Annotated in this window: 14 protein-coding genes; 7 read left to right on the plus strand and 7 right to left on the minus strand. The window is 53.1% G+C overall.

The window, feature by feature from the left end; all coding sequences use genetic code 11:
- Positions 1-11 precede the first annotated feature (11 nt).
- The 5 genes from INF32_RS02250 to INF32_RS02270 are packed head-to-tail and all read left to right on the plus strand — an operon-like array spanning position 12 to position 6,616.
- Positions 12-464: a hypothetical protein gene (locus INF32_RS02250; protein ID WP_226386790.1), complete on the plus strand. Its 453-nt coding sequence runs from the start codon at positions 12-14 to the stop codon at positions 462-464.
- Positions 461-1,948, plus strand: coding sequence for a DUF1553 domain-containing protein (locus INF32_RS02255; protein WP_226386791.1), 1,488 nt, complete (start codon positions 461-463; stop codon positions 1,946-1,948). Before INF32_RS02250 ends, INF32_RS02255 begins: the two co-directional genes overlap by 4 nt.
- 23 nt (positions 1,949-1,971) lie before the next feature.
- A complete protein-coding gene (locus tag INF32_RS02260; RefSeq protein ID WP_226386792.1) occupies positions 1,972-3,330 on the plus strand; it encodes a DUF1501 domain-containing protein in 1,359 nt (452 codons plus the stop codon).
- A 12-nt stretch (positions 3,331-3,342) separates the two neighbouring features.
- Complete coding sequence (locus INF32_RS02265) at positions 3,343-5,493, plus strand: hypothetical protein (RefSeq protein ID WP_226386793.1); 2,151 nt, start codon at positions 3,343-3,345, stop codon at positions 5,491-5,493.
- A 1-nt stretch (position 5,494) separates the two neighbouring features.
- On the plus strand, positions 5,495-6,616 hold the full coding sequence (locus tag INF32_RS02270) for a chorismate transformation enzyme, FkbO/Hyg5 family (RefSeq protein ID WP_226386794.1): 1,122 nt from the start codon (positions 5,495-5,497) through the stop codon (positions 6,614-6,616).
- 59 nt (positions 6,617-6,675) lie between these two features.
- Here INF32_RS02270 and INF32_RS02275 read toward each other — a convergent pair whose 3' ends face one another.
- Positions 6,676-7,215, minus strand: coding sequence for a flavodoxin family protein (locus tag INF32_RS02275; protein ID WP_226386795.1), 540 nt, complete (start codon positions 7,213-7,215; stop codon positions 6,676-6,678).
- 206 nt (positions 7,216-7,421) lie between these two features.
- On the opposite strand from INF32_RS02275, the gene menA reads away from it, so the two are divergent.
- On the plus strand, positions 7,422-8,318 hold the full coding sequence (gene menA, locus INF32_RS02280) for a 1,4-dihydroxy-2-naphthoate octaprenyltransferase (RefSeq protein WP_226386796.1): 897 nt from the start codon (positions 7,422-7,424) through the stop codon (positions 8,316-8,318).
- 162 nt (positions 8,319-8,480) lie between these two features.
- Here the strand turns inward: menA and INF32_RS02285 are convergent, their stop codons facing one another.
- Positions 8,481-10,769: an FAD-dependent oxidoreductase gene (locus INF32_RS02285; protein WP_226386797.1), complete on the minus strand. Its 2,289-nt coding sequence runs from the start codon at positions 10,767-10,769 to the stop codon at positions 8,481-8,483.
- Positions 10,770-10,775: 6 nt separating this feature from the next.
- Positions 10,776-12,443, minus strand: coding sequence for a sodium:solute symporter family protein (locus INF32_RS02290; protein WP_226386798.1), 1,668 nt, complete (start codon positions 12,441-12,443; stop codon positions 10,776-10,778).
- Between the two features lie 203 nt (positions 12,444-12,646).
- On the opposite strand from INF32_RS02290, the gene INF32_RS02295 reads away from it, so the two are divergent.
- Positions 12,647-13,660, plus strand: coding sequence for a LacI family DNA-binding transcriptional regulator (locus INF32_RS02295; RefSeq protein ID WP_226386799.1), 1,014 nt, complete (start codon positions 12,647-12,649; stop codon positions 13,658-13,660).
- A 99-nt stretch (positions 13,661-13,759) separates the two neighbouring features.
- Here the strand turns inward: INF32_RS02295 and INF32_RS02300 are convergent, their stop codons facing one another.
- The 4 genes from INF32_RS02300 to INF32_RS02315 are packed head-to-tail and all read right to left on the minus strand — an operon-like array spanning position 13,760 to position 20,853.
- The gene (locus tag INF32_RS02300; RefSeq protein WP_226386800.1) at positions 13,760-14,494 is read right to left on the minus strand and encodes a DUF4998 domain-containing protein; all 735 of its coding nucleotides are present in this window, start codon (positions 14,492-14,494) and stop codon (positions 13,760-13,762) included.
- 18 nt (positions 14,495-14,512) lie between these two features.
- Positions 14,513-15,763 carry a DUF5000 domain-containing lipoprotein gene (locus tag INF32_RS02305; RefSeq protein WP_226386801.1) on the minus strand — a complete coding sequence of 417 codons (1,251 nt, stop codon included), beginning with the start codon at positions 15,761-15,763 and terminating at the stop codon, positions 14,513-14,515.
- 24 nt (positions 15,764-15,787) lie between these two features.
- Positions 15,788-17,728 carry a RagB/SusD family nutrient uptake outer membrane protein gene (locus INF32_RS02310; protein WP_226386802.1) on the minus strand — a complete coding sequence of 647 codons (1,941 nt, stop codon included), beginning with the start codon at positions 17,726-17,728 and terminating at the stop codon, positions 15,788-15,790.
- Between the two features lie 11 nt (positions 17,729-17,739).
- Positions 17,740-20,853: a SusC/RagA family TonB-linked outer membrane protein gene (locus INF32_RS02315; protein WP_394368326.1), complete on the minus strand. Its 3,114-nt coding sequence runs from the start codon at positions 20,851-20,853 to the stop codon at positions 17,740-17,742.
- Positions 20,854-21,258 lie beyond the last annotated feature (405 nt).

The raw sequence follows: 21,258 nt of genomic DNA on the forward strand, positions 1-21,258 counted from the left end.
TTTCCTTTGCCATGAAAACAATCGGAACGATACTGCTTTTCGGCCTGTTGCTGCCCTTTTTCGTCGCGGGGCAGGGAAACAGCCGGCAGGCCCGGCTGATCGAGGCCAAAGCGGCGCTTATGCGGAGTGAACTGAATCTGACGGCGGAGCAGGAGGAGGCATTTCTTCCGCTCTACACGAGCTACGAGAAGGAGATCGCCGCATCGTCCGCTCCGATGCGCAGCCTGCGCAACCGGATGCGGGCCGATACCCTCACTTACGGACCTGTTCCGACCCGTGAGCAGGCCTTGTTGCAGATACGGACGGGATTCCGTGTGTCGCAGTCCATTCTGGATGTCAAGAAGCGTTATCTGGACCGGTTCGCCCTGGTGCTCGATCCCGGACAGTTGCTGAAGTTCTACCAGACCGAGAATGCGATCCGTAACCGAATCAATCGGGAACTCAAGCGTAGGAACAATCCATGAGAAAATTACTGCTTCCCCTGATGCTCGCGGCCGCACTGACCGGCCGGACATCCTCCATCGACAGCCTGGTCGGAATGAAACTCCGGCAGCAGGGCGTAGTGCCTTCGCCGCAGTGCAGCGATGCCCGGCTCGTCCGTCGTCTTTACCTGGTGACCACCGACCGTATTCCCACCTCGGAGCAGGTACGGTCCTATCTGCGCAACCGGAACCGGGAGGTGCTGGTGGACAGTCTGCTTGCCAGTGAGGGATTCGTCGAGAAGATGACGCTCAAGTGGGGCGATCTGCTGCGTATCAAATCGGAATTTCCGAGTACCCACTGGCCCAATGCCGTGCAGGCTTACAACAAGTGGCTGACCGACCGTTTCCGGGCCAATATGCCTTACGATGCTTTCGTGCGCACTCTTCTGCTCGGTACAGGCAGTAACTTCCGGGTGCCGGAGACCAATATTTACCGTACGGGCAGCGACCGTGCCCCGGAGACTCAGGCGGACAATATCGCCCTCCTGTTCACGGGGCGGCGGCAGGCTCCGCCCGAGTGGAGCGTGTTTTTCACGCAGTTGAGATTCAAGGGGACCGGGGAGTGGAAGGAGGAGATTCTTTGCCTGGACATTGATGTTCCGGCTCCGGCTCTGCCGGTGCGGCTGGCCGAAGGGGTTTCCGTGAAACTGCGGGAGGGGACCGACTACCGAGTTCCGTTCGTCGAATGGCTGACTTCGGACGCGAACCGCCCCTTCGCCCGTGCCATGGCCAACCGCATGTGGTTCTGGTTCATGGGCAGGGGAATCGTGGAACCGTGCGACGATATGTCTCCGGAGAACGCACCTTCGAATGCCCCGTTGCTCGAATACCTGACCGACCGTTTCATCGCTTCGGGGTACGACCTGCATGCTCTCGCCCGGGAAATCCTGCTCAGCGAGACCTTTTCGCGGAGTTCGCTCTCCGCGGGCGGCAATGAGGCCGATTCGCTCTGGTTTTCGCACTATCCTCTGCGACGCCTCACTTCCGAACAGCTGAATGATGCCGTGTGCGACATCACGGGCGTGCCCGATCTCTATTCGAGCCGTGCTCCGGAGCCCTTTACCAACTATCCGGCAGGGACGCGGGCCATCCAGCTCGGCGACGGAACCGTGACCACCACGCAGCTCGAACTCTTCGGCCGTCCCTCCCGCGATCTGGCGCTGGAGAGTAACCGTGACAACCGTCTCGATTCGAAACAGCTTCTCTATCTGCTCAATTCGACCAACGTATACGACAAACTGCGGACGAGTCCCTATCTGAAATCCCTGTCGCAGCGGAAATTGGGTGTGAAGGGGACCGTCCGAGAGATTTATCTCCGGGTGCTCGGCCGTCCCGCATCCGACCGGGAGGTCGGGGCCGTCACGGCATGGGCCGCCGGCCTTCCCCAGCGGAACCGGCTCCGTAACATGGCCGAATCGCTGATGTGGGCTTTGCTGAACAGCGACGAATTTATTTTCATGAACTGACCTACGCACAAAAAACACTCCCTATGAATTCGAAGAAAAACCGCCGGCAGTTTCTCCGGGAATCATTGACACTCGGAGCGGGACTTATGTTCTCCGACAGACTGCTGGCCTCCCTTGCGGGTTTGCATTTCGGGATGGGACGGTCTGCCGGTCCCGGTGTTTCCGGTCCGGCTGGTGGCCGGGCCCGGTCGGTGGTCTACATCTATCTCGACGGCGGTTCGTCCCAGACCGACACGTTCGATCCGAAACCCGAGGCCGGGCGCGATTATGTCGGCAATTACCGGAATCCGATAGCCACGAACGTGCCCGGAATCACGATCGGGGAGAAGCTGCCCCGCCTGGCGCAGTTGGCGGATCGCTATTCGCTGTTGAGGGGCATGGTCGTTCGGACCAACGCCCACGAGACGGCCCATTATCGTATGCAGACGGGCGACCTGACCGGGGGAAGCATCGTCTATCCTTCGTTCGGCTCCATGATCTCCTATCTGAAAGAGGGTGAATACCGGAATCCGTTGTTTTCTTATATTACGCTGACGGCCGCTTCGACCCGCTTCAACGAGGCCGGATTCCTGCCCCCTAAGTACAAACCCTACGACACGGGGGGCTCTCCCGGAAAGGAATACTTCGACGTGAGCGGTATTTACGACCACACGGTGCCCGATTCCCTGCTGTTGCAGCGGAAGGCGCTGCTGGAGATGCTCGCCCCGCTCGGTGAGAGGGTCGAGCCCACGGAGGAGGTCCGGCTCGCCGAAGAGCTGCGCGCACAGAACTACCGGTTGATCCTGGGCGATACGCGCCGGGTGTTCGACCTGTCCGAAGAGCCCGAAGATCTGCGGCAGTCCTACGGAATGACCGATTTCGGACAGTCCTGTCTGGCCGCACGGAAACTCGTGCAGGCGGGCGTGCTGATGGTTGTCGTTCGTTTCCGGGGATGGGATACCCACAAGGAGCACTTCAAACGGATGGATGCCCGGTTGGAGGAGCTGGACAAGGGCGTTTCCTCGCTGCTGCTCGATCTCGAGAAATTCGGACTGCTCGACCGGACGGTCGTGCTGTGCGGCGGCGAGTTCGGGCGGACGCCCCGTATCGCCTGGGGGCCGCCCTGGAACGGCGGACGCGGACATTGGGGCGACGCCTTCTCCTATCTGGTGGCCGGAGGGGGATTCCGGGGCGGGGCCGTTGTGGGGAAGACCGACGCCAAAGGGGAACAGGTCGTCGACCGGCCGGTCTATCCGGCCGACCTGTGGGCCTCGGTCTATTCGCTGATGGGAATAGACCCGAAGCGGACGGTCGTACATCCCACTCGGGGCGAAATACCCATCCTGCCCTCTTTCGGCGTCGAGGGTCAGAGCGGAGGAATGTTGACAGAAATCATGCGTTAAATGGAGACTGTTATGAAGAGATATCTGTTGCTTGCCATATTCGTGTCGGCGGCCTGTGCCGTATTTCCCCAGAAGGGGAACATCGGTTTCGTCTATCCCTGCGGAGCTGCCCGGGGAACCACCGTGGAGGTGACGGTCGGCGGCCAGAACCTGAGCCGTGCGGAGGGCATCGTCGTGAGCGGAGCCGGGGTGAAGGGGGAGCTCGTCCCTCTGCCCGAGGGCCAGCCGAAGAAGAAACGCAAGGGCCGCAGGAATATCGGCGAGGAGGACAACCTCCAACTGGCCGACCAGGTGTGTTTTCGCCTCACGGTGGCTCCCGATGCCGAGCCGGGTCTGCGCGACCTGCGGCTGTTGCTGCCCAACGGCATGACGAACCGCCTCTATTTCGAAGTGGGCGAACTGCCCGATGTGCTCGGGAAAGAACCCGACGATGAGCAGGGAACTTTCGTAGAGACGCTCCCGGCCACACTGAACGGCCAGGTGATGCGCAGCGATGCCGACCGTTTCCGGTTCCGCGCCCGCAAGGGGCAGACGCTCGTGGCGCGGGCCAAAGGACGGCTGTTCGTTCCCTATCTGGCCGATGCCGTGCCGGGCTGGTTCCAGCCTGTGATGCGGATTTACGACAGCCGGATGAAGGAGGTTGCCTATAACGACGACTATCGTTACCAGGTCGATCCGGTCATTCTGTTCGACGTGCCGGAGGATGGCGAATATACGGTGGAGATACGCGATGCGCTTCACCGCGGGCGGGAGGATTTCGTCTATCGTATCGACTTGGGCGAACTGCCTTTTATCACCTCGATCTATCCGCTCGGCGGTACGACCGGCCGGAAGAGCAGCGTGATGCTGAGGGGCGTGAACCTGCCCGGAACCGCTCTGAAGCTGAAACCTGCGGAGGAGGGCCGGATTCCCGTCTCGGTGAGGAAAAAGAACGGACCTGCGTCGAACACCGTCTATTTCGAGTCGGGTCCGGAGGTCCAGCGCTATGCCGATTCCCGCAGGCCGAATTTCACGATCGGGCAGGCGGCCGAGATCGGATTGGGTGAGGTTTTCAATGCGGTGGTCGACCGTCCGATGCGGGTACACTGGTACCGGATCGACGTACCGGCCCGCCAGCCGGTCGTTTTCGAGGTGATGGCCCGCCGTCTGGGGTCGCCGGCCGACATGCGCATGACCCTCTACGACAGCCGGGGAAAGGTGCTTGCCGACGTGGACGATACGCCGGACAAGGAGGAGTACCTGCTCACGCACCATGCCGATCCGCAGATCATCCGCCGGTTCCGGCAGGAGGAGACCTGTTTTCTGCGGCTGATCGAGTCGCAGGGTAAGGGTGGGGAGGAGTATGCCTACCGTCTGAAGGTAGGGAGAGCGGAAGCCGATTTCGCCCTCAATATCGAACCGGCGACCGTTTCGGTCGCCCGGGGAGGAAGCGGAGTGCTGAATGTCATCGCTCTCCGCAAGCAGCAGTTTCGCGGGCCGATCGACCTGCATGTAGAGGGATTGCCCGAAGGGTTCCGGATCAGTTCCGTCCGGATTCCGCAGGGAAGCCAGCGCCTGATGCTGACGGTTACCGCGCCGGAGGGGGCCGACACGGCAGTCGTGCAGCCGAAAATCTACGGGACGGCCGAGGGCGAGGGCGGGCGTGTCGTGCGCCGCGATGCGCGGCCCGTGGAGACCATGATGCAGGCATTTTATTATACCCACCTGATGCCGATCGACGAGTTTCGCCTGGAGGTGACCGACCGGCTGCCCTTCTCGCTCAGCGTGGCGGAACCGGAGCGGCCTCTGTCGCTTTCCGCGGAGCGTAAGGTGCCCCTGACCGTGCGGGTACGTCGGGACGAGGGGTACGACGAGCCGATCACGCTGATGCTGCGCTCCTCCGAACGGGGAGTGAAGGCCGAGGCGGTGGTCGTCGGACCCGGACAGTCGGAGGCGGTGCTGGAGATCGAATGCAAAAGCGCCCGTCAGCGGGCCGTGCCAACCCAGCTGGTCGTGTCGGGTGTCGTGAAGGCCTCATCCAAACGGATCGCCGGACAGGCCCGCAACGCTTTCGTGGCCGCCGTCAGCGCCTTTACCCCTGCCGTGACCGCCATGATGCCCGTCTCTCCGAAACAGCCGGCGAAGCGGAAACCGGCCGCAGATCAACCGAATAAAGAGAAATAGGATGGAAGGAGGTTATTTTTGCAGGACGGCCCTCGCCAGCGGGGAGGATGTCCGCACCTGTGCCGGAGAGCTGGCGGAGCGGCTGGTCGGCGGACGGCCTTCCGGCACCGTGCCGGTCCGCCTCGTGTTTTTTACGGATGCGGCCGAAGGGGAGACTTTCCGGACGGTCGCCGAACGGATCGGAGAGGTGCTGTCCGGACGGTATCCCCGGCAACGGCCCGTATGGAGTCTCGTCGCCCAAAGGCCTCTGTCGGGCGGTATTCCGGCCCGTGCGTTGGCTGCCGAGGTCCACTATCATGCCTTGCCGCGGCGGGGTGCGGTGCGGTACGGGTGCTTCGGAAAGATTCCCTATATCGTGTGCGACGACGGGGAGCGGCGGGAGCTTTTCCTCTCTGTGGGGCCCCATAACACCTGGTTGCCCGACTGCGTACCCGCCCAGGCGGAGGTCGTTTTCGGCCGGGTGGCGGAGATCATGCGCCGGGAGGGGTTTCCGATCGATTCCATTCAGCGCCAGTGGAACTATGTGGAGGGTATCACCCGAGAAACGCACGGCTGCCAGCACTATCAGGCGCTCAATGACGCCCGCAGCGAATTCTACGCTCCGGTCTTCTGGACGAACGGCTATCCTGCGGCGACGGGGATCGGAACCGTATGCGGAGGCATCACGGTCGATGTGAATGCGGCAACCGGTCTGGTTTCGCGGGCGGTGGACAATCCGCTGCAACGTGCCGCGCATGTCTATTCGGAAAAGGTGCTCCGTCCGGGCGACCGGGCCGTCCCCACGACGCCTAAGTTCGAACGGGCGAGGGTGGTGGAGTACGGCGGGCAGTCGCTCTGCTACGTCTCCGGTACCGCCGCCATCCGGCGCGAAGAGTCGCTCGCCGGGATGGATGCCGTCCGGCAGACGGAAGTGACGGTCGGCAATATCGGACAACTCACCGCACAGGTCTCCTCCGGGTGTCGCGTCCGTTCGGCACGGGTCTATGTGAAACGCGCCGAAGACGTGCCAGCCGTGGAGGAGGCCGTACGGGCTGCCTATCCGGAGGCCGATCTGCTCTTTCTGGAGGCCGACGTGTGCCGTCCGGAGCTGTTGGTCGAAATCGAAGCGCTGGCTTTCGGCTGACGGCCGGGGCCGTGCGGGACAGAGGGACCGGCTGTCGCCGGAGACCTTGATTCCTGCGGCTACACGTTTTTCCCGGCTTCGAAGGCTTCCTGCATGGCGGGCTTGTCTTCGATCTCCCCGACTTTCCAGGCTCCCACGCCGTAGATTACCCCCTTTTCCGCGGCGCCTTCGAGACAGTCGAGGAATCCTCGGAATCCCTCCACGGTGCGCTCCATGGCCGGAATGTTCGTCTCGGCCGCCGTGACGATGAAGTAGAACTCCTTGTCCCGGATTTCCAGGTAACAGGCGCAACAGCGGTCGATCAGCGTCTTCATTTGAGCGCACATCGTATAGAAATAGACTGGTGTGGCCATCACGATCACGTCCGCTTCGATCATCTTCTCTACGATCTCCGCCGCGTCGTCCTGCTGCGGGCAGGGCTTGCCGTACATGCTGCACACGCTGCACCCCGTACAGTAATGAATGGTCTTGTCTTTCAGGAAAATTTTTTCCGCCCGGTGTCCCGCCTCCTGCGCCCCTTGCAGAAACTGGTCGCACAGGGTGTCCGAATTGCCTCCGCGGCGCGGGCTCGAGGAGAGGATCAGTACTTTTTTACTCATGGTTCCCATCTTGTCGTTTTTTCGATACGGCAAAGATACGGGGCGTTTCCCGTTTTCCCGTTATATATATTCCGGTTTGTCATACCCGGTTTACGGATCGGCCGCCGTTTCCCCTGTCTGAGAGGGTGGGGCGGACGTATCGGCGAGGTGATGACCGTCGGCTCCGAATTTTGGTTATCTTTGCGGTGACTTTTACCCTGCGAACGATGGATACCGAACGAATGACTCCCTGGCGGGCATGGTTGCTGGCTTCGCGTCCCAAGACATTGGCCGGGGCTGCCGTGCCCGTGCTGATCGGATGCGCGCTGGCTGCCGAAGCCGGCGGTTTCGCGTGGACGCCCGGCCTGCTCTGCCTGGGGTTCGCCTTTCTGATGCAGGTCGACGCCAACCTGATCAACGATCTCTGCGACTACCTGAAGGGGAGCGACGGCGAGGACCGTCTCGGTCCCGACCGTGCCGTCTCCAAAGGTTGGATCGCGCCCGGCGCCATGAAACGGGGTATCCTGATCGTTACAGCGTCGGCCTGTGCCGTGGGGCTCTGCCTGTTGTTTTATGGCGGCCCGGAACTGATCGCCGTGGGGATACTCTGCATCCTGTTCGCCTTTCTCTATACGGCGGGACCCTATCCTCTGGCCTATCATGGTTGGGGAGACGTGCTGGTGCTGCTCTTTTTCGGTTTCGTTCCGGTGGGATGTACCTATTATGTCATGTGTCACGGATGGACCTCTTCTGTGACGGTCGCTTCGCTGGCTTGCGGGCTGGTCGTCGATACCCTGCTGATGGTCAACAACTATCGTGACCGGGAACAGGATGCCCGCAGCGGGAAACGCACGCTCGTTGTGGCGTGGGGCGCCCGGGCCGGACACTCGCTCTACCTGGCGCTGGGAGTTGCCGCCGCGGGGCTTTGCCTTCTTTTCTTTGCCGAAGGGCTGAGATGGGCCGGGCTTCTGCCCCTGCTCTATCTGCCGCCGCATTTCGCCGCATGGCGGAAGATGGGCCGGATCGGGGAGGGACGGCAACTGAACCGGCTACTGGGCGAGACTTCGCGGAATATGCTGCTGTTCGCCGTACTGCTCTCCGCAGGCCTGTTGATCGGGCGGTAGAAGCGGGAATGCCGGATATATCTTCAATCGGACATTATATTACCTGATGTAATAAAGTAAAGTTGAGGGCAAGTTTTTTTGAAGAGGTCGATTCCGCAATTCTTGACTTGATGTTTGGACCGTTGGTTCATTCTCGCGTCGGTTTCATTAATTCGCTTTATTTTACTTTACTATAATTCCCATAACGCTGACAGGTGCATTGTCGCTGATGCGTTCGAAACGGAATACGAGTCTATCTGTAATTACAGTTCTTTTGAGTACTATGTTGCATACAGCATTGTGATTGTCTGTTATGTGAGCAATGTTATTACCATTGCCGTCTTCGACACTGAAATTACGCACGGTATGGGGGGATATATTAAAAAAGTGATTCATCTGTACGGTTTCAAGAGCTTGATCGTAGTCGCTATCGAAAAATACACGTATGGTATTAAGGGCCTTTTTTTCATTCCAGTGCACATCTACCCAAGGTGTAATGTCGTTCCAATCGGCTGACCAGCAATTAGGTGAGTTGACAGGGCGAAAAATATGTCTGGATAGGTTTTCTGCTTCAAATCCATCTATGGGTGAATGGAAATGCAACGCTATGTTCGAATTGTTTGGAATACGTTTGGGACACCAGAATTCAAATTCTTCGATTCCTATGTCTGCTGGGGGAACCTGTTTGCCATAGTTCGAAACCGCAGGATTGACAGTGTTGTATACTGTTGTGACGCCTGATATGATTCCTGAAGCCATTTCAATCTCTACTTTTTCGTTGCGCATAAAGCAGATAAACAAATATTTAGCTTGCTTTGTAGTATAGTCGAAGCCAAAGTCGATAGTTTGTTCCCCTTTGTCAAGATGGATGGTTTTTGTCCCTATTGTTTCGCAGGGGGTGAAATTGCCCATTCGTTCGGAAGTCCTGAGTTGAATTTCTAACGAAGTTCGCTCTGAGCAACGTACATTTAGGGAGATCCGAGGCAAATTCCCCTTTATCGACAAGAGCGTTGCAGCAGATTCGGCGAGTGGCATAAAACCAATGCTCTTGCCTAAGTTGTCGAGTTTGAGTGTCGAAGAGACACTGATTGATGCTTTTGATAGCAGTGAATCTATGGCGGAGATATCCAGATTGGGTATATGGTGCCCCCTTTCGATGAGAGAACGTTGGAGCTGTTTGATTTTCTCTTTATCCATGAAGGCCGCGGGGAGCACGTTGTTTTTCGTGCACATTGCAGCACTGAGCCCTATCACTTCACCGCCATAGGCGCAGGTACACATCACGCGCGTCGAGCCATTGGCAACGTGCGAGACGGAGATGATACGTCCTCCGATTAAAAGATTATCTATATCCTTGCTTAGATAGCAGCGATAGGGGATTTGGTAAATACCCTTCGAGTGCCATTGGTTGCACGCCCTCAGTGACGAATATACTCCGTCGGCAGGGTGAAGATCTATCGACCAGCCCCCGAAGGCCACCGCATCATAATGTGTGTTTTGCAAGATAATATCATTTTGCGTCAAGGTGTAATAGCCGCAAAAACGTCTGCTCTCTCGTTTGCCCGGTATGATGCCGACCCATTCCAAAGTCTGGTTTGAAGTTTGTGGATATTTGCCGGAATTTTTGATGTAATCCCATATTCCATATACAACACGCCACAATTCGTATTTTATCTTTTCAGTGTCGTAAACTGTGTCCAGACGACCTCCGTATTCAATCCACCAATATTTACAGCCATGTTGTTCGACATTGAAATATTCACTGTTGTTGATTCGTATTATCTTGTGCTCTATGTTTTTGATCGCAAAATCCGGCGCATGATACTCAACGGGGCTATCTGTCTGTTTGGTGTAAAAAAATATCGTATGACCCAAAACCTCTCCATAGGCTTCTTTGTCGGCAATGAATTGTTCTCCGAATTCGTCTTTGTCCTCGGCACCTATACGGAAAGATGCTCCGGACAGGTAACCTACGATACCGTCACCCGAACAATCTGCAAACAACGGAGCGGAAAATCTATATTCGGTCGAATTTTGTGAGTTAAAAGCATCCACCGAAGCGATCATCCTATCATTGTTTTTAGTGACGGCCGAGACCGAGGTGTTTAGGAAAAGATCAATATTGCGTTCTGCACATACTTTGTCTATCAATAGTGCGTCTAAAAATACGGGGTTACCCTCTTTGTTGCGGTATAGGTTTTCGGTCATCAGTTCATCGACTAAACCACCTTCCCGTGACCATCTGTTGTTGTTCGCCATGTGAGAAGTGGCTCCTAACATCCATATACGTACCTCGCTAGATGCATTGCCGCCTAGGACGGGACGATCCTGGATTAAAGCTACTTTAATACCTTCACGTGCGGCGGTAATGGCACATGTGACGCCTGTAATACCTCCTCCTACGACGACAAGGTCATAGTCGAGTGTCTCGCGTTTATTTTTTCTATTGGTAACAAAATCGCTGGTTATCATAGAGAATTATTTTTTAGCTTTTAGAATTATAAAACCACCCAAAATAACAAGTATTGCACCGACAATTATCGTGACACCTGGTTTGAATCCTGTATCTATTATTCCCAGTGTAGCGACCATTAACCCTGCGCTCAAAATCCCTATTCCGATTACTTTTATGCTGTATCTGTTATTTTTCACTTCGTCGATGTTTTCCGGTGAAGAGGCTTGCTGTTGTTTCTCTCGGTTCATTATAGCCTGTTCGCATTCTGCGGCCCTGGGATCGATATAGCCCGTGTGTCGATACCATAATTCGAATAGGATCAGCATGATGGTCGGTAGGCTGACTCCGAGTACCATCTCCTCTGTACGGCTTAGAGCGAAATCAAACAGGGCGGGAGTGACGAACTTAAAGACGGCATTGACCCCGAGGCTGATCAGCGTCGTAGCCATAACTGCTTTGCTGTTAATACGTCGGGAAAATAGCGTCCAAATGACGGGTAGGTAGAGCGGAACGCCCGTCAGGGCTCCTAAGCTGATCACCACATTGACGATACCACCCATATGGGGAACGAGCAGGGCCACGATGACCGCCAGAAGTCCGAAGCCGATGGTTGACAGACGAGCTACCCGCATGATCGTTTTGTTCGAGGCATTGGGTTTGAGCCGGCAGAATATATCGTTGGTGAATACTCCTGCCGAAATGTTCAGTGTTCCGTTGAGCGAACTGGCTGTGGCGAAGATCATGCCCCCGATCATCATGCCCAGCAGTCCCTTGGGCAATGCCTCTTTGCACATGAGCAGGTAGGCACCTTCATCGGCGAGACCCGATAAGTCGGGGCTGTAAACCCGGTAAAGCATCGGGGGAAGCATCCATAAAATTGGGCTTATGACATAGAGCGAGCCGAAAAGCAAGCCTAGTTTCCGTGCATCTTTTTGGGTCGCAACGGTGGTGTATCGTTGAACGTACGACCAGTTTCCTCCCAAAAATACTGCATTATAAAGTATATAGGCAATAATGAAAAACAGGGTGTATTCGCCGTTAAAGACTTTAAAGAAACCGTCCGGTACGTTGTCTATGAAATTGGACACACCTCCCACTTTGTCGAAAGAGAGGGGGATGACGATTAAAACGGCCGCGGTTAATATGACGAATTGCAGAACGTCCGTCACCACGACGGCTCTAAGGCCGCCCACCGTGACATACAAAATGCTTATACCCCCCAGAAGTAGAATGGCGCTGTAAAGTGGAAGTCCGCTCGATACCTCGAGAATCTTCGCCACGGGATAGAGGAATGAACCGGTGGTGAACATCGAGATGAAGAGGAACAGATAGGTGTATGTTTTTTGTACATTAACACCCAGACGCGAAGTGATGTATTCGGCTGCCGTAAGTACTCTGGTTCTCTTCCATCGCGGAGCGATCAACAGGGCTATGATGAAACCGGCAATACACATGCAAGCCTGAATGGTGATGGCTACCAGACCGTATGAATAGGCGATCGATCCCCATACGACGAAAGTGCCGGCCGAGAAAAATCCCATAAACAGGGACAGGCCTCCGATCCACCAGGGGACGTTACCCCCTGCGGCAAAAAAACTTTTGATGCTTTGTCCTGCTTTTGAAAAAGTGATTCCTGCGATCAGAATCCCCAAAGTGCATAGTACGATAGTGATATAATCTAAAGCTACCATAGGCTTTAAAACATGGATTATTATTAGGGTTTAATAGTATAAGATTAAAATAATTGTCCGAGAAAGGCAAATTTTTCTGGGTAAATCGACCTCAAAATAGTCGGTTACGTTACCGGTATCGTTATCGAAATTCCGCGATCGTACGTGAAGTTGTTTTTTTTGCATAAAAAAGCTATCTTTGAAAGTCCCTAAAAAGAAGTACCATGAGACATTTCACCACGATTAAGGATATTGCTAAAAAATTGGGAGTCTCTACGTCGACCGTTTCAAGGGCCTTGGCCGATCGGTGGGATATCAATCCGAAGACCCGGGAGCTCGTTCTGGAGACGGCTCGGGCAATGAACTACAAACCCAATCCTATGGCGGTGATGTTGTCGAAGCATCAGACCAAAACTATCGGCATAATCATTCCCGAGTTTTATAATTCATTTTTCCCTACGGTCATCGAAGGAATTCAGGATGTGCTCCAAAAGACCGGGCACAAATTGCTTATCATGCAGTCGAAAGAGTCGATGGAAACCGAACGTGTAAACATGGAGTTTCTCGAAAATTGCATGGTCGATGGAATTATCCTGGCTATCACGCAAGAGGGTGAAAATGTCGAACAATACAGGGGGCTGATCGAAAGGAGTATCCCGATTGTTTTCATTTCGCGGGCCTCCATGCAGGTCAATGCTCCGAGAGTGATGATCGATAACTACAAAATGTCGTTTGCGGCCGTTGAACATCTGATACTCACCGGTCGTAGACATATTGCCCACATTTCGGGTCCTGTCAGTTTGAACATAACGGGTGACAGAACGAAGGGCTACCTTGATGCGTTGGCTAAATACGGGCTCGAAGAGGATCGATCGCTCATCGTTCCGGGGGGAATGGTACTTGAAGGTGGCTACGAGGCTGCGTGTACGTTGTTGAAGTCGAAACGGAATATCGATGCCATTTTTGCCTTTAACGACCATGCGGCGATCGGTGCCATGCGTTATTTGAAAGAGGTGGGGGTAAGTATTCCTGAAGATATTGCTATTGTGGGGTTTTCCGAATCTCATTCGGCACTTGTTGTCGAACCTCGGTTGACTTCCGTTGCCCAGCCGCTTACCGAGATGGGACGCAAAGCGGCGGAGATCATTTTGAAATTGATAGATAACAAGAAATTCCCTGAAATGAACGTTTGTCTCGAGGCTCAATTGAATATTCGTGAGTCGTCGTTTAAAATCTGAAAATATAATCTGTATTAAAAAATTGCGGGGCCAATCGGTCCCGCAATTTTTTTGTCCGAATAGGGTTTTGACCCTCGGAACTTTTTCAATGACCCCGGATTATTGATAGGGCGAACCGGTAAAGAGCAACTCCTCATGCACCGTCCTAAAGGTATCTATGGCCGTCGGTTCGGGCAAAAAGTGTGTCACATAGCTGATCGGCTGGCGCAAATCGATATTTTCCAGAGAAAGGCCGTTTTTGAGTTCTGACGAGATATAGAATTCCTCCTTGGGTTCTCCGTCGCTACCGGTATAGTATAGCGTCACGCCGATCTCTTTTTCCGATGCGGCACTTCCCCATACGATGTCTATACCTTCAGGAACATAGTTTGTCGCTTTGCGATACTTGGCCGATTTGATGAATTTGGGGACAACCCGTTTTTCGAAAATCTCACCGTAGACATTGACCACTTTTTCATCTACGATCGATTTGTGGCCCAGATTGTCGTGGGTGACCAGTTCGATAGTGTAGTTACCCTCGGCTATGGGGTTGTCGGCATCGCCTATATAGACATCGATCATATCCTTTTTGTCGTCCTCAGTGATGGGTATAATCAACGAGTCGGTTCTCTGGGACCAGTATATGTGCATTCTTGTAGCACGCGGATCGGACATCCAAAACCGGATCATGAAACGCTCGTCTCCGGCATAGGCGAAAGCTGAGTCCGGTTTCGAAATGTAGATGATCTCCCCTTGGGATAAATAGGGCTCGATGCTCTCGTTCATGCCCGTACAGCCGACCAGACCGATTATCGCCGGAACGATGATTCCATATAATTTTTTTATCGATTTCATCTCAATTTATATTAACAGTTATTCATCTCCTTCGTTTCCTTCTCCGCCGACTTCACCTTCTCCGTCTTCTCCGTCTTCTTCTGTCGCTTCCTTACCCCACAACTTCAACTCGTCGAAGTGGAGACCCGTACTTTTACCCCAGTTTTCGACACTCCGGAAACGGAAATACCGGATCGGAATAATGTCATTCGGGAATTCGAACTCTTCGCCTGCATTGGCATATTCGAGGTCTTCGGGCGTGGGTTTTACGTCCGGGCCCAGGCCAGAGGGACGAATGCTCTCGAAGAGCGCCAGTTTGGTCCATCCTTCCCAATTGGAGGGATCGGCTGCTGCCATAGGATCGGAGGTTCCCCAGATTTCGAAGATATGGGGGCAGTGGAGCTGAAACTGGTAGTCGGCATTCGCTCGTTGCCACATTTTCATACGCGACATGAGGTATTCTTTACCCAGGTCGATGGTGAAGTAGGGATTCGGAGCGCCGCCCGCAGCGATATAGAGAAGTTTCGTTCCGTCGCCGTGGATACCGTCCCAAAGACACGTTATGTTTCCCTGTGCTTTGCGGAACTTATAGCCCGGAGCCAGAGGAAGCGCTGTAAACAGATTGGACGGAATCTCAATCTCGTAGTAAGGGGTCAAGTTGACTTGGACTGTGTCGGATGTGTTGCCGTAGACATCCTGTATCACGAATCCGAATGTGCTGGGTTTGGGCTCCTGGCCGCGCACCGAGCGTTGTGCGGATTCCTCGGTCGAATAGAAAGTGTCTATTTCTGTGAATTTATTGTCTTGATCCATTTTCAGTACCCTCACGATAAACTGTTCTCGTGTGGGGTTCTCCCAGTTTAAAACAAGACCGCTCCAGCTTGGTCTGACTTTTAGCTGCGCCACTGCTGTATAAATGGGCGAGTCTTCAGGTTCGATTTCGACATATACAGGGCCCGATTCATTGCGGCTGCGGTCGACGGAAATCAAGCTGATCGTACGTTTGATTTTCCGGCCGAAACCAGAGATCTCCAGTTTGTTGTTGAATACGGAAGCCTTTACCTCCTGCGGATGGCCTAAAGCGTCGGTGTAAACTGCCTTTACGTAAAGCAGGTCCGGTTCGTTGGGAAGTTGATAGGTGATGGATACCTTGCCCGGGAGATTTGTTACGACGACATTCGATACCATCTGTGGAGGTGTTGAATCTACAGGATATTGTCCCACTACCTCCTCTTTGCAACCATACAGGAGGCAGAGACATGCTATAATGATGAAACTTATACTTTTCATGTCCGTTTACATTTTGAGAAAATATTACCAGTTGGGGTTTTGAACCAGATTGCCATTCACGCGGATGGCATAGTCTTTAATAGGCCACAGATAATCCCTTGTGCGGAAACCGATGTTGTCGATCGTTGTGACGCGATAATATTCGGCTTCGTCCGATGCGTCGATATTCCATGCTTGGATTAGCCCTGGGACCACTTCGTGGGCCTCTTTCCAACGGCGCAAATCCCAGAATCGTTTGCTCTCGAAACTGAGTTCGATCATCCGTTCCCGATGAACGATTTCCCGGAAACCCTCTTTAGTCGTCGGTTTGGTAGGATAAGTCGAATGTTCGGCCCAACTTTCTACGACACCTTTCAGGCCGGCTCTTTTACGTACGAGGTCGATGTAATAATACACTTCGTCATCGGGTTGTTCCTTTGTTTCATTCAGCGCCTCGGCATAATAGAGATATAGGTCGGCCAGACGGATGATGGGAAAACTGTAACGATAAATGTTTGACCGGCCTGCAGAGGTAACAGAGCTCTGGATACTGCTCGGTTTCTTGGCCCAATAGCCGGTTACGGAATAACGTACGGGACCGCATTTACCCATGGTCTCACCTTGTTTCATGCGCATTTTCCATGCGGCTGTCGCTTCGTTGGCGTCCACGTCGCCATAACGTCCGTTGCCGTACCAATATCCTCCGTCGAAAGCCAGATTTGCATAAAAACGGGCTTCGCGATTCATATGAAGTTTCGCCGTTTTGAAGTCGGGTTGAATCGAGTATTTGTGGGTGGTTTGGTCGGCTGTGGCAATGGAGAACCTGTCGCCGTATTCATATTCGTTGTCTTCTTCGATAGGTACGCCATTGACGGAGTAATATAGTTCGGCCATTTTGAACGTCGGAGCCAGAAGGCCGCGCCAGGGTATCGTACTTTGGTAAGAGTCCTCGAAGAAAGGCAGGGTATGCGATTGATAATTTTTCGAATTGGCACTCGTGTTGCCCCAAATGATCTCCTTGTTGTATCGGTCGGTAGCTGCACACCGTAACGATTGCTGCAAAATTGTCTCAGGTGAAAGCATGTAAACATAGTTGGGATCGTTGAATTCGAATAAATCGTGTCCCGCCAACAGACAAGTGTCGATCGCATTTTTGCAGGCGAGGGCAGCTCTCTCCCATTTTGAGTCGTCGCGGGTCTGAGGGAACAATTTTACGCCGCGGTTGTCGGTTAGCGATATGAAATCGGGGTTTCCATTAAACAAGGGACTTGCAAAAGTAACCAATATTTCTGCTTTGATGGCCAGTGCAATTGCTTGCGTAATGCGGCCCATGTCGACTCCCGGATCGTTGATCTTCAGAGGAAGATAGGGTACTGCCTCGTCGATGAGCTGTATGACATAGTTCACACATTCGTCCAGGGGGTCTCGGTAGACCTTGACTTCCTCCGTCGAGGCTTCGATCGACATGTTTTCACGCATGAGCGGAATGGGACCGTACATGCGCATCAGGTAATAATGGTAATAGGCCTTGAGGAATTTGGCTTCGGCTTTCCATTGCTCTTTCTCGGCTCCTGCCAACTGGGGGCCTACTTTATCGGCGTTTTCGAGAAAGATATTGCAGTTGCGGATGCCTTCGAACAGATCACCTCCCGAATTCTCTCCGTCCCAGTAGTTGACGTAGGGAGCATTGCTGTTCTGCAATCCCATTTTGATATAGAAGCTGTTGTAGTTGCCCACGGTGCTACTTGCTTCGGTCTTGTTGATAAAGTTCCAGGTTTCGTCGCTACCCATAATGGCTGGGTCCTTGGCAGGATTGCCTATATCGGGAATATAGCTGTAACAAGTGGCCAAAAATCTTTCCGCTTTGACTTTGTCCCGGAAAGCGTAATCGATGGTTGCCACATCGTCGGGAACTATATCCAGGTATCCCGCACAGGATGACATCGATACTAACAGCAGGGTTGAAACTATGTGATATTTTTTCATTGGTCTGATCATTAGAAAGTTAGGTTAATGCCGAAGTTGAACACCCTCTGTGTGGGGTAGGCGAGACCATTGCCTGCCATCTCGGGATCCCATAATTTGAACTTACTGAATGTCAATAAATTGGTTCCGCTTACATACAGGCGGACAGTTTTCAGATATATTTTTTTTGTAAAAGATTCGGGAAGGGTGTATCCCAACTCTACCGATTTGAGACGCATGAACGAACCGTCACGCATGAACCAGGTACTTCGTTGATTGTTATTCTCCACCAGTTCACCCGACAAACGCGGCCACAGGGCATATATGTTGCGGTTACTTTCAGACCAGTGGTCATTGGCATAGGCTGCCAGCAGGGCGTTTTTCGACACGATGCTCGACGAGCCGTCCGTATCGATGAACGGAGCGGTTTTCTCCGAATCTATCCAAAACGATTCGCGGGCCAGACCCTGGAAGAAGCAAGAGAAGTCGAAACCTTTGAAACCGGTCGAGAATCCGAAACCGTAGACAATCTCGGGTTCTGTCGGGTAACCGATGTACACTTGGTCATCGGTGGTGATCTTGCCGTCTCCGTTTATATCACGATATTTGATATCGCCCGCACCGTAGACTCCGAACTGAGTCGGCGAGTTGGCAACCTCCTCGTCATCGACGAAAAGACGTTCGGCGATGTAGCCTTTTTGTTGGGATACGGGGCGTCCCACGCGTTCGAGCCATGGAGTCATGGAATTGTCCACATCTTCGTACTTGGTGTACTCGGTAGTTCCGTAGGTGAAGTTAACACGTCCGTTGATCCACCAGTCCTTTGTGATGAATTTGTTGAGGTCGATCGAAAAGTCAATACCCGATCCTGAAGCTTCTCCCAGGTTGGATTGTGGGGCACTGCCCATAAGGCCCATCGAAGAGGGAATATAGGTTCTGGTGAGCAGGATACCCGTACGTTTTTCGGTATAATAATCGAACTGAAAATCTAACATATCGAACAAGCGTGCTTCGAGACCTAAGTTCATCTTGTAAGAGCGTTCCCAGGTGATTTGTTCGTTGGGATATTTGCTGACCGAGATTCCGTTGATGGAGTTAGTGTATTCGTTACCGAATTGGACTCCGTAGCTGGAGTTGTTCATATTGACTTGAGACAAGTAGAAGAACCGATGCTCTTGAGTACCGATCGCATCGTTGCCCACCAGACCGTAGGTAGCTTTCAGCTTGAGCATATCGACCGTCTTATTCTTTTTCCAAAACGGTTCGTTTGAGAGAATCCAGCCCACACCGATTGAGGGGAAGAAACCGAAACGCTCGGATTCGGCAAAACGTTCCGATCCGTTGTAACCGAAGTTGAACTCCATAAAGTAGCGCAAGTCGTAATTATAGGTAAACCGTCCCGCCAGACCGAGGTTGCGGGCAGGCAGCGAAGCGATCAGCGATCCTGCGTTACCGACGAGTTTGCTGCGAGCAGAGAGAACCAACAGGCCGCTCACGCCGTGTTTCTTGTTGAACGTTCGGTCGTAATTGACCACGCCCTCGAAGTAGGTCACCGTATTGACATCTTTGCCACCCTCTTTGTAGGTCAGATAGTCGGTGCCGTCGGTGTTGAGCTGGCGCAGGGTGTATTGGTCTGTGTATTTGTCATATCCTCCTACCGTGTAATAATTCGGAGTGTATTGACGGCTGACGTCAAAATAAGAATAGCGTGTTGTACTGAACAGTCCACGAGCCTTCAATCCCGGAGTGATAAAGTCGAGATCTTGTTTCAACTCGAACTGCGCGAGCATGGTTGATTTGGAGTATTGTTTGTAGCCTTTGACCATATCGGCATAGGGGTTGAGATATTGTCCCTCGTCGTAGTTTCCGAAAAGAATGTGTTTGGCCGTTGCATACTCGCCGGTAGGGGGATAGTATGCCGGATAGCTTACAGGGTCGGTACGCATAATCTTTTGGTACAGATCGCTACCTCCGTCGAGAGGACCCGAGTAGTCGTCGAACGTGCCGTGTAGACGAACGATGACTTCGGTCGTCTTGGTGACGTTGATGTTGACATTGGAACGGAGCAGATAACGCTTCAAATCGATATTGTTGTTGAAATTATTGCGCTTGTCTACCTTTAATATACCGTTGTCCTGGTTGAATGTTCCCGCGATGTAGTAACGGGCTACTTTTCCTCCGCCACCGAGGTTAAAGTTGAGACGGTGGTTGACTGTCCGGTTTTTGAGCAGCAGATCGCGCCAGTCGACAGCCGGATATACCATCGGATTTTTACCGGCTATCGTGTTGTCGATCTTCTCCAGCGAATAGGGGGTCGGAGCGAGTTTGTTGCGGGTCGAAATAGCCTCGTTGTTCAGCCGCATGTAGGTAATGGGGTCGGCGAGTTCGATATTTTTGGTCGGCTGCGACAGCGATGTTTCATATCGGATCGAAATGGTCGCCGGACCATCGTGTCCCTCTTTCGTGGTTACCAGAATCACACCGTTGGCTCCGCGTGCACCGTAAAGCGCCGTTGCCGTGGCGTCTTTCATGATCGAGAAACTGGCGATATCGTCGGGTTGCAGCCGGGCCAGGTCGGAGGAGGACATCTCCACACCGTCGATCAGGATCAGCGGGCCGCTGGCGTAGGTCAGCGAGGTTACACCGCGAATAAAGAAACTGGCGTCGTCCTGTCCCGGTTCGCCGCTTCGCTGGTAAGAGATAAGTCCGGCAACACGACCGGCAAGCGCTGTGGTCAAATTGCTGCTCGGGGTTTTCAAAGCCGATGGTTTCACGGTCGAGATGGAGGCGAGCACGCTCTCTTTCCGTTGACGGGCGAAAGCGACTACCTCTACCTCTTCGACCTGAGTGATATCCTGTCTGAGGGTGATGGTCAGCGATTTTTTCTCTTTTATTTCTATGGTTACGCTTTGATAACCGATAAAAGATATGGTGAGTTTGTCTCCGATTCGCGCAGAAATGGTAAAAGCTCCTTTCGCATCAGAGATAACCCCCTCTTGAGTACCTTCCAGAATCACGGATGCACCGACGATCGGAGTTCCCGCCTCATCTATGATCGTACCGCGGACTTTGTGACGTGGCGATGAAGCGGTCGTTGACGAAGTTTTTGTGGCTTGAGCGTAGCTTTCCCCGGCTACGATCACCATCATCATGCATAATACAACTTTCAACAGGACAAATTGCCAAAGTATCGTATTGTGAAATCTCGAAGTTATTCGTTTTTTCATAATTCAATAGGAATTTGGTCTGTTCGAATCAAGGTTAATGAAGCGTGAAGGGTTGCAGTTTTGTCTCATGTTTTTTGTGTTTTAGGTTGTTTGAAAGTTCATTGTGGAAATAAATTATGTTTTAAATTTATTAAAGATTATTGGACAAATAATTGTTTATAGTGAAAAAATCCTCGGAAACGCGATCGGTAACGTAGTCGAAAAAATATGTCTTGTTTGCGCATGAGCCATTTATGCCGATTTTTTAATTGTAGAAATGTGTGTGACTGGAATTTACAAATCGAGTCTGCTTGTCGAATGAAAGTAGCTCGAAAATGGTAGTTT

The organism is Gallalistipes aquisgranensis, assembly GCF_014982715.1.
Lineage (GTDB): Bacteria > Bacteroidota > Bacteroidia > Bacteroidales > Rikenellaceae > Gallalistipes > Gallalistipes aquisgranensis.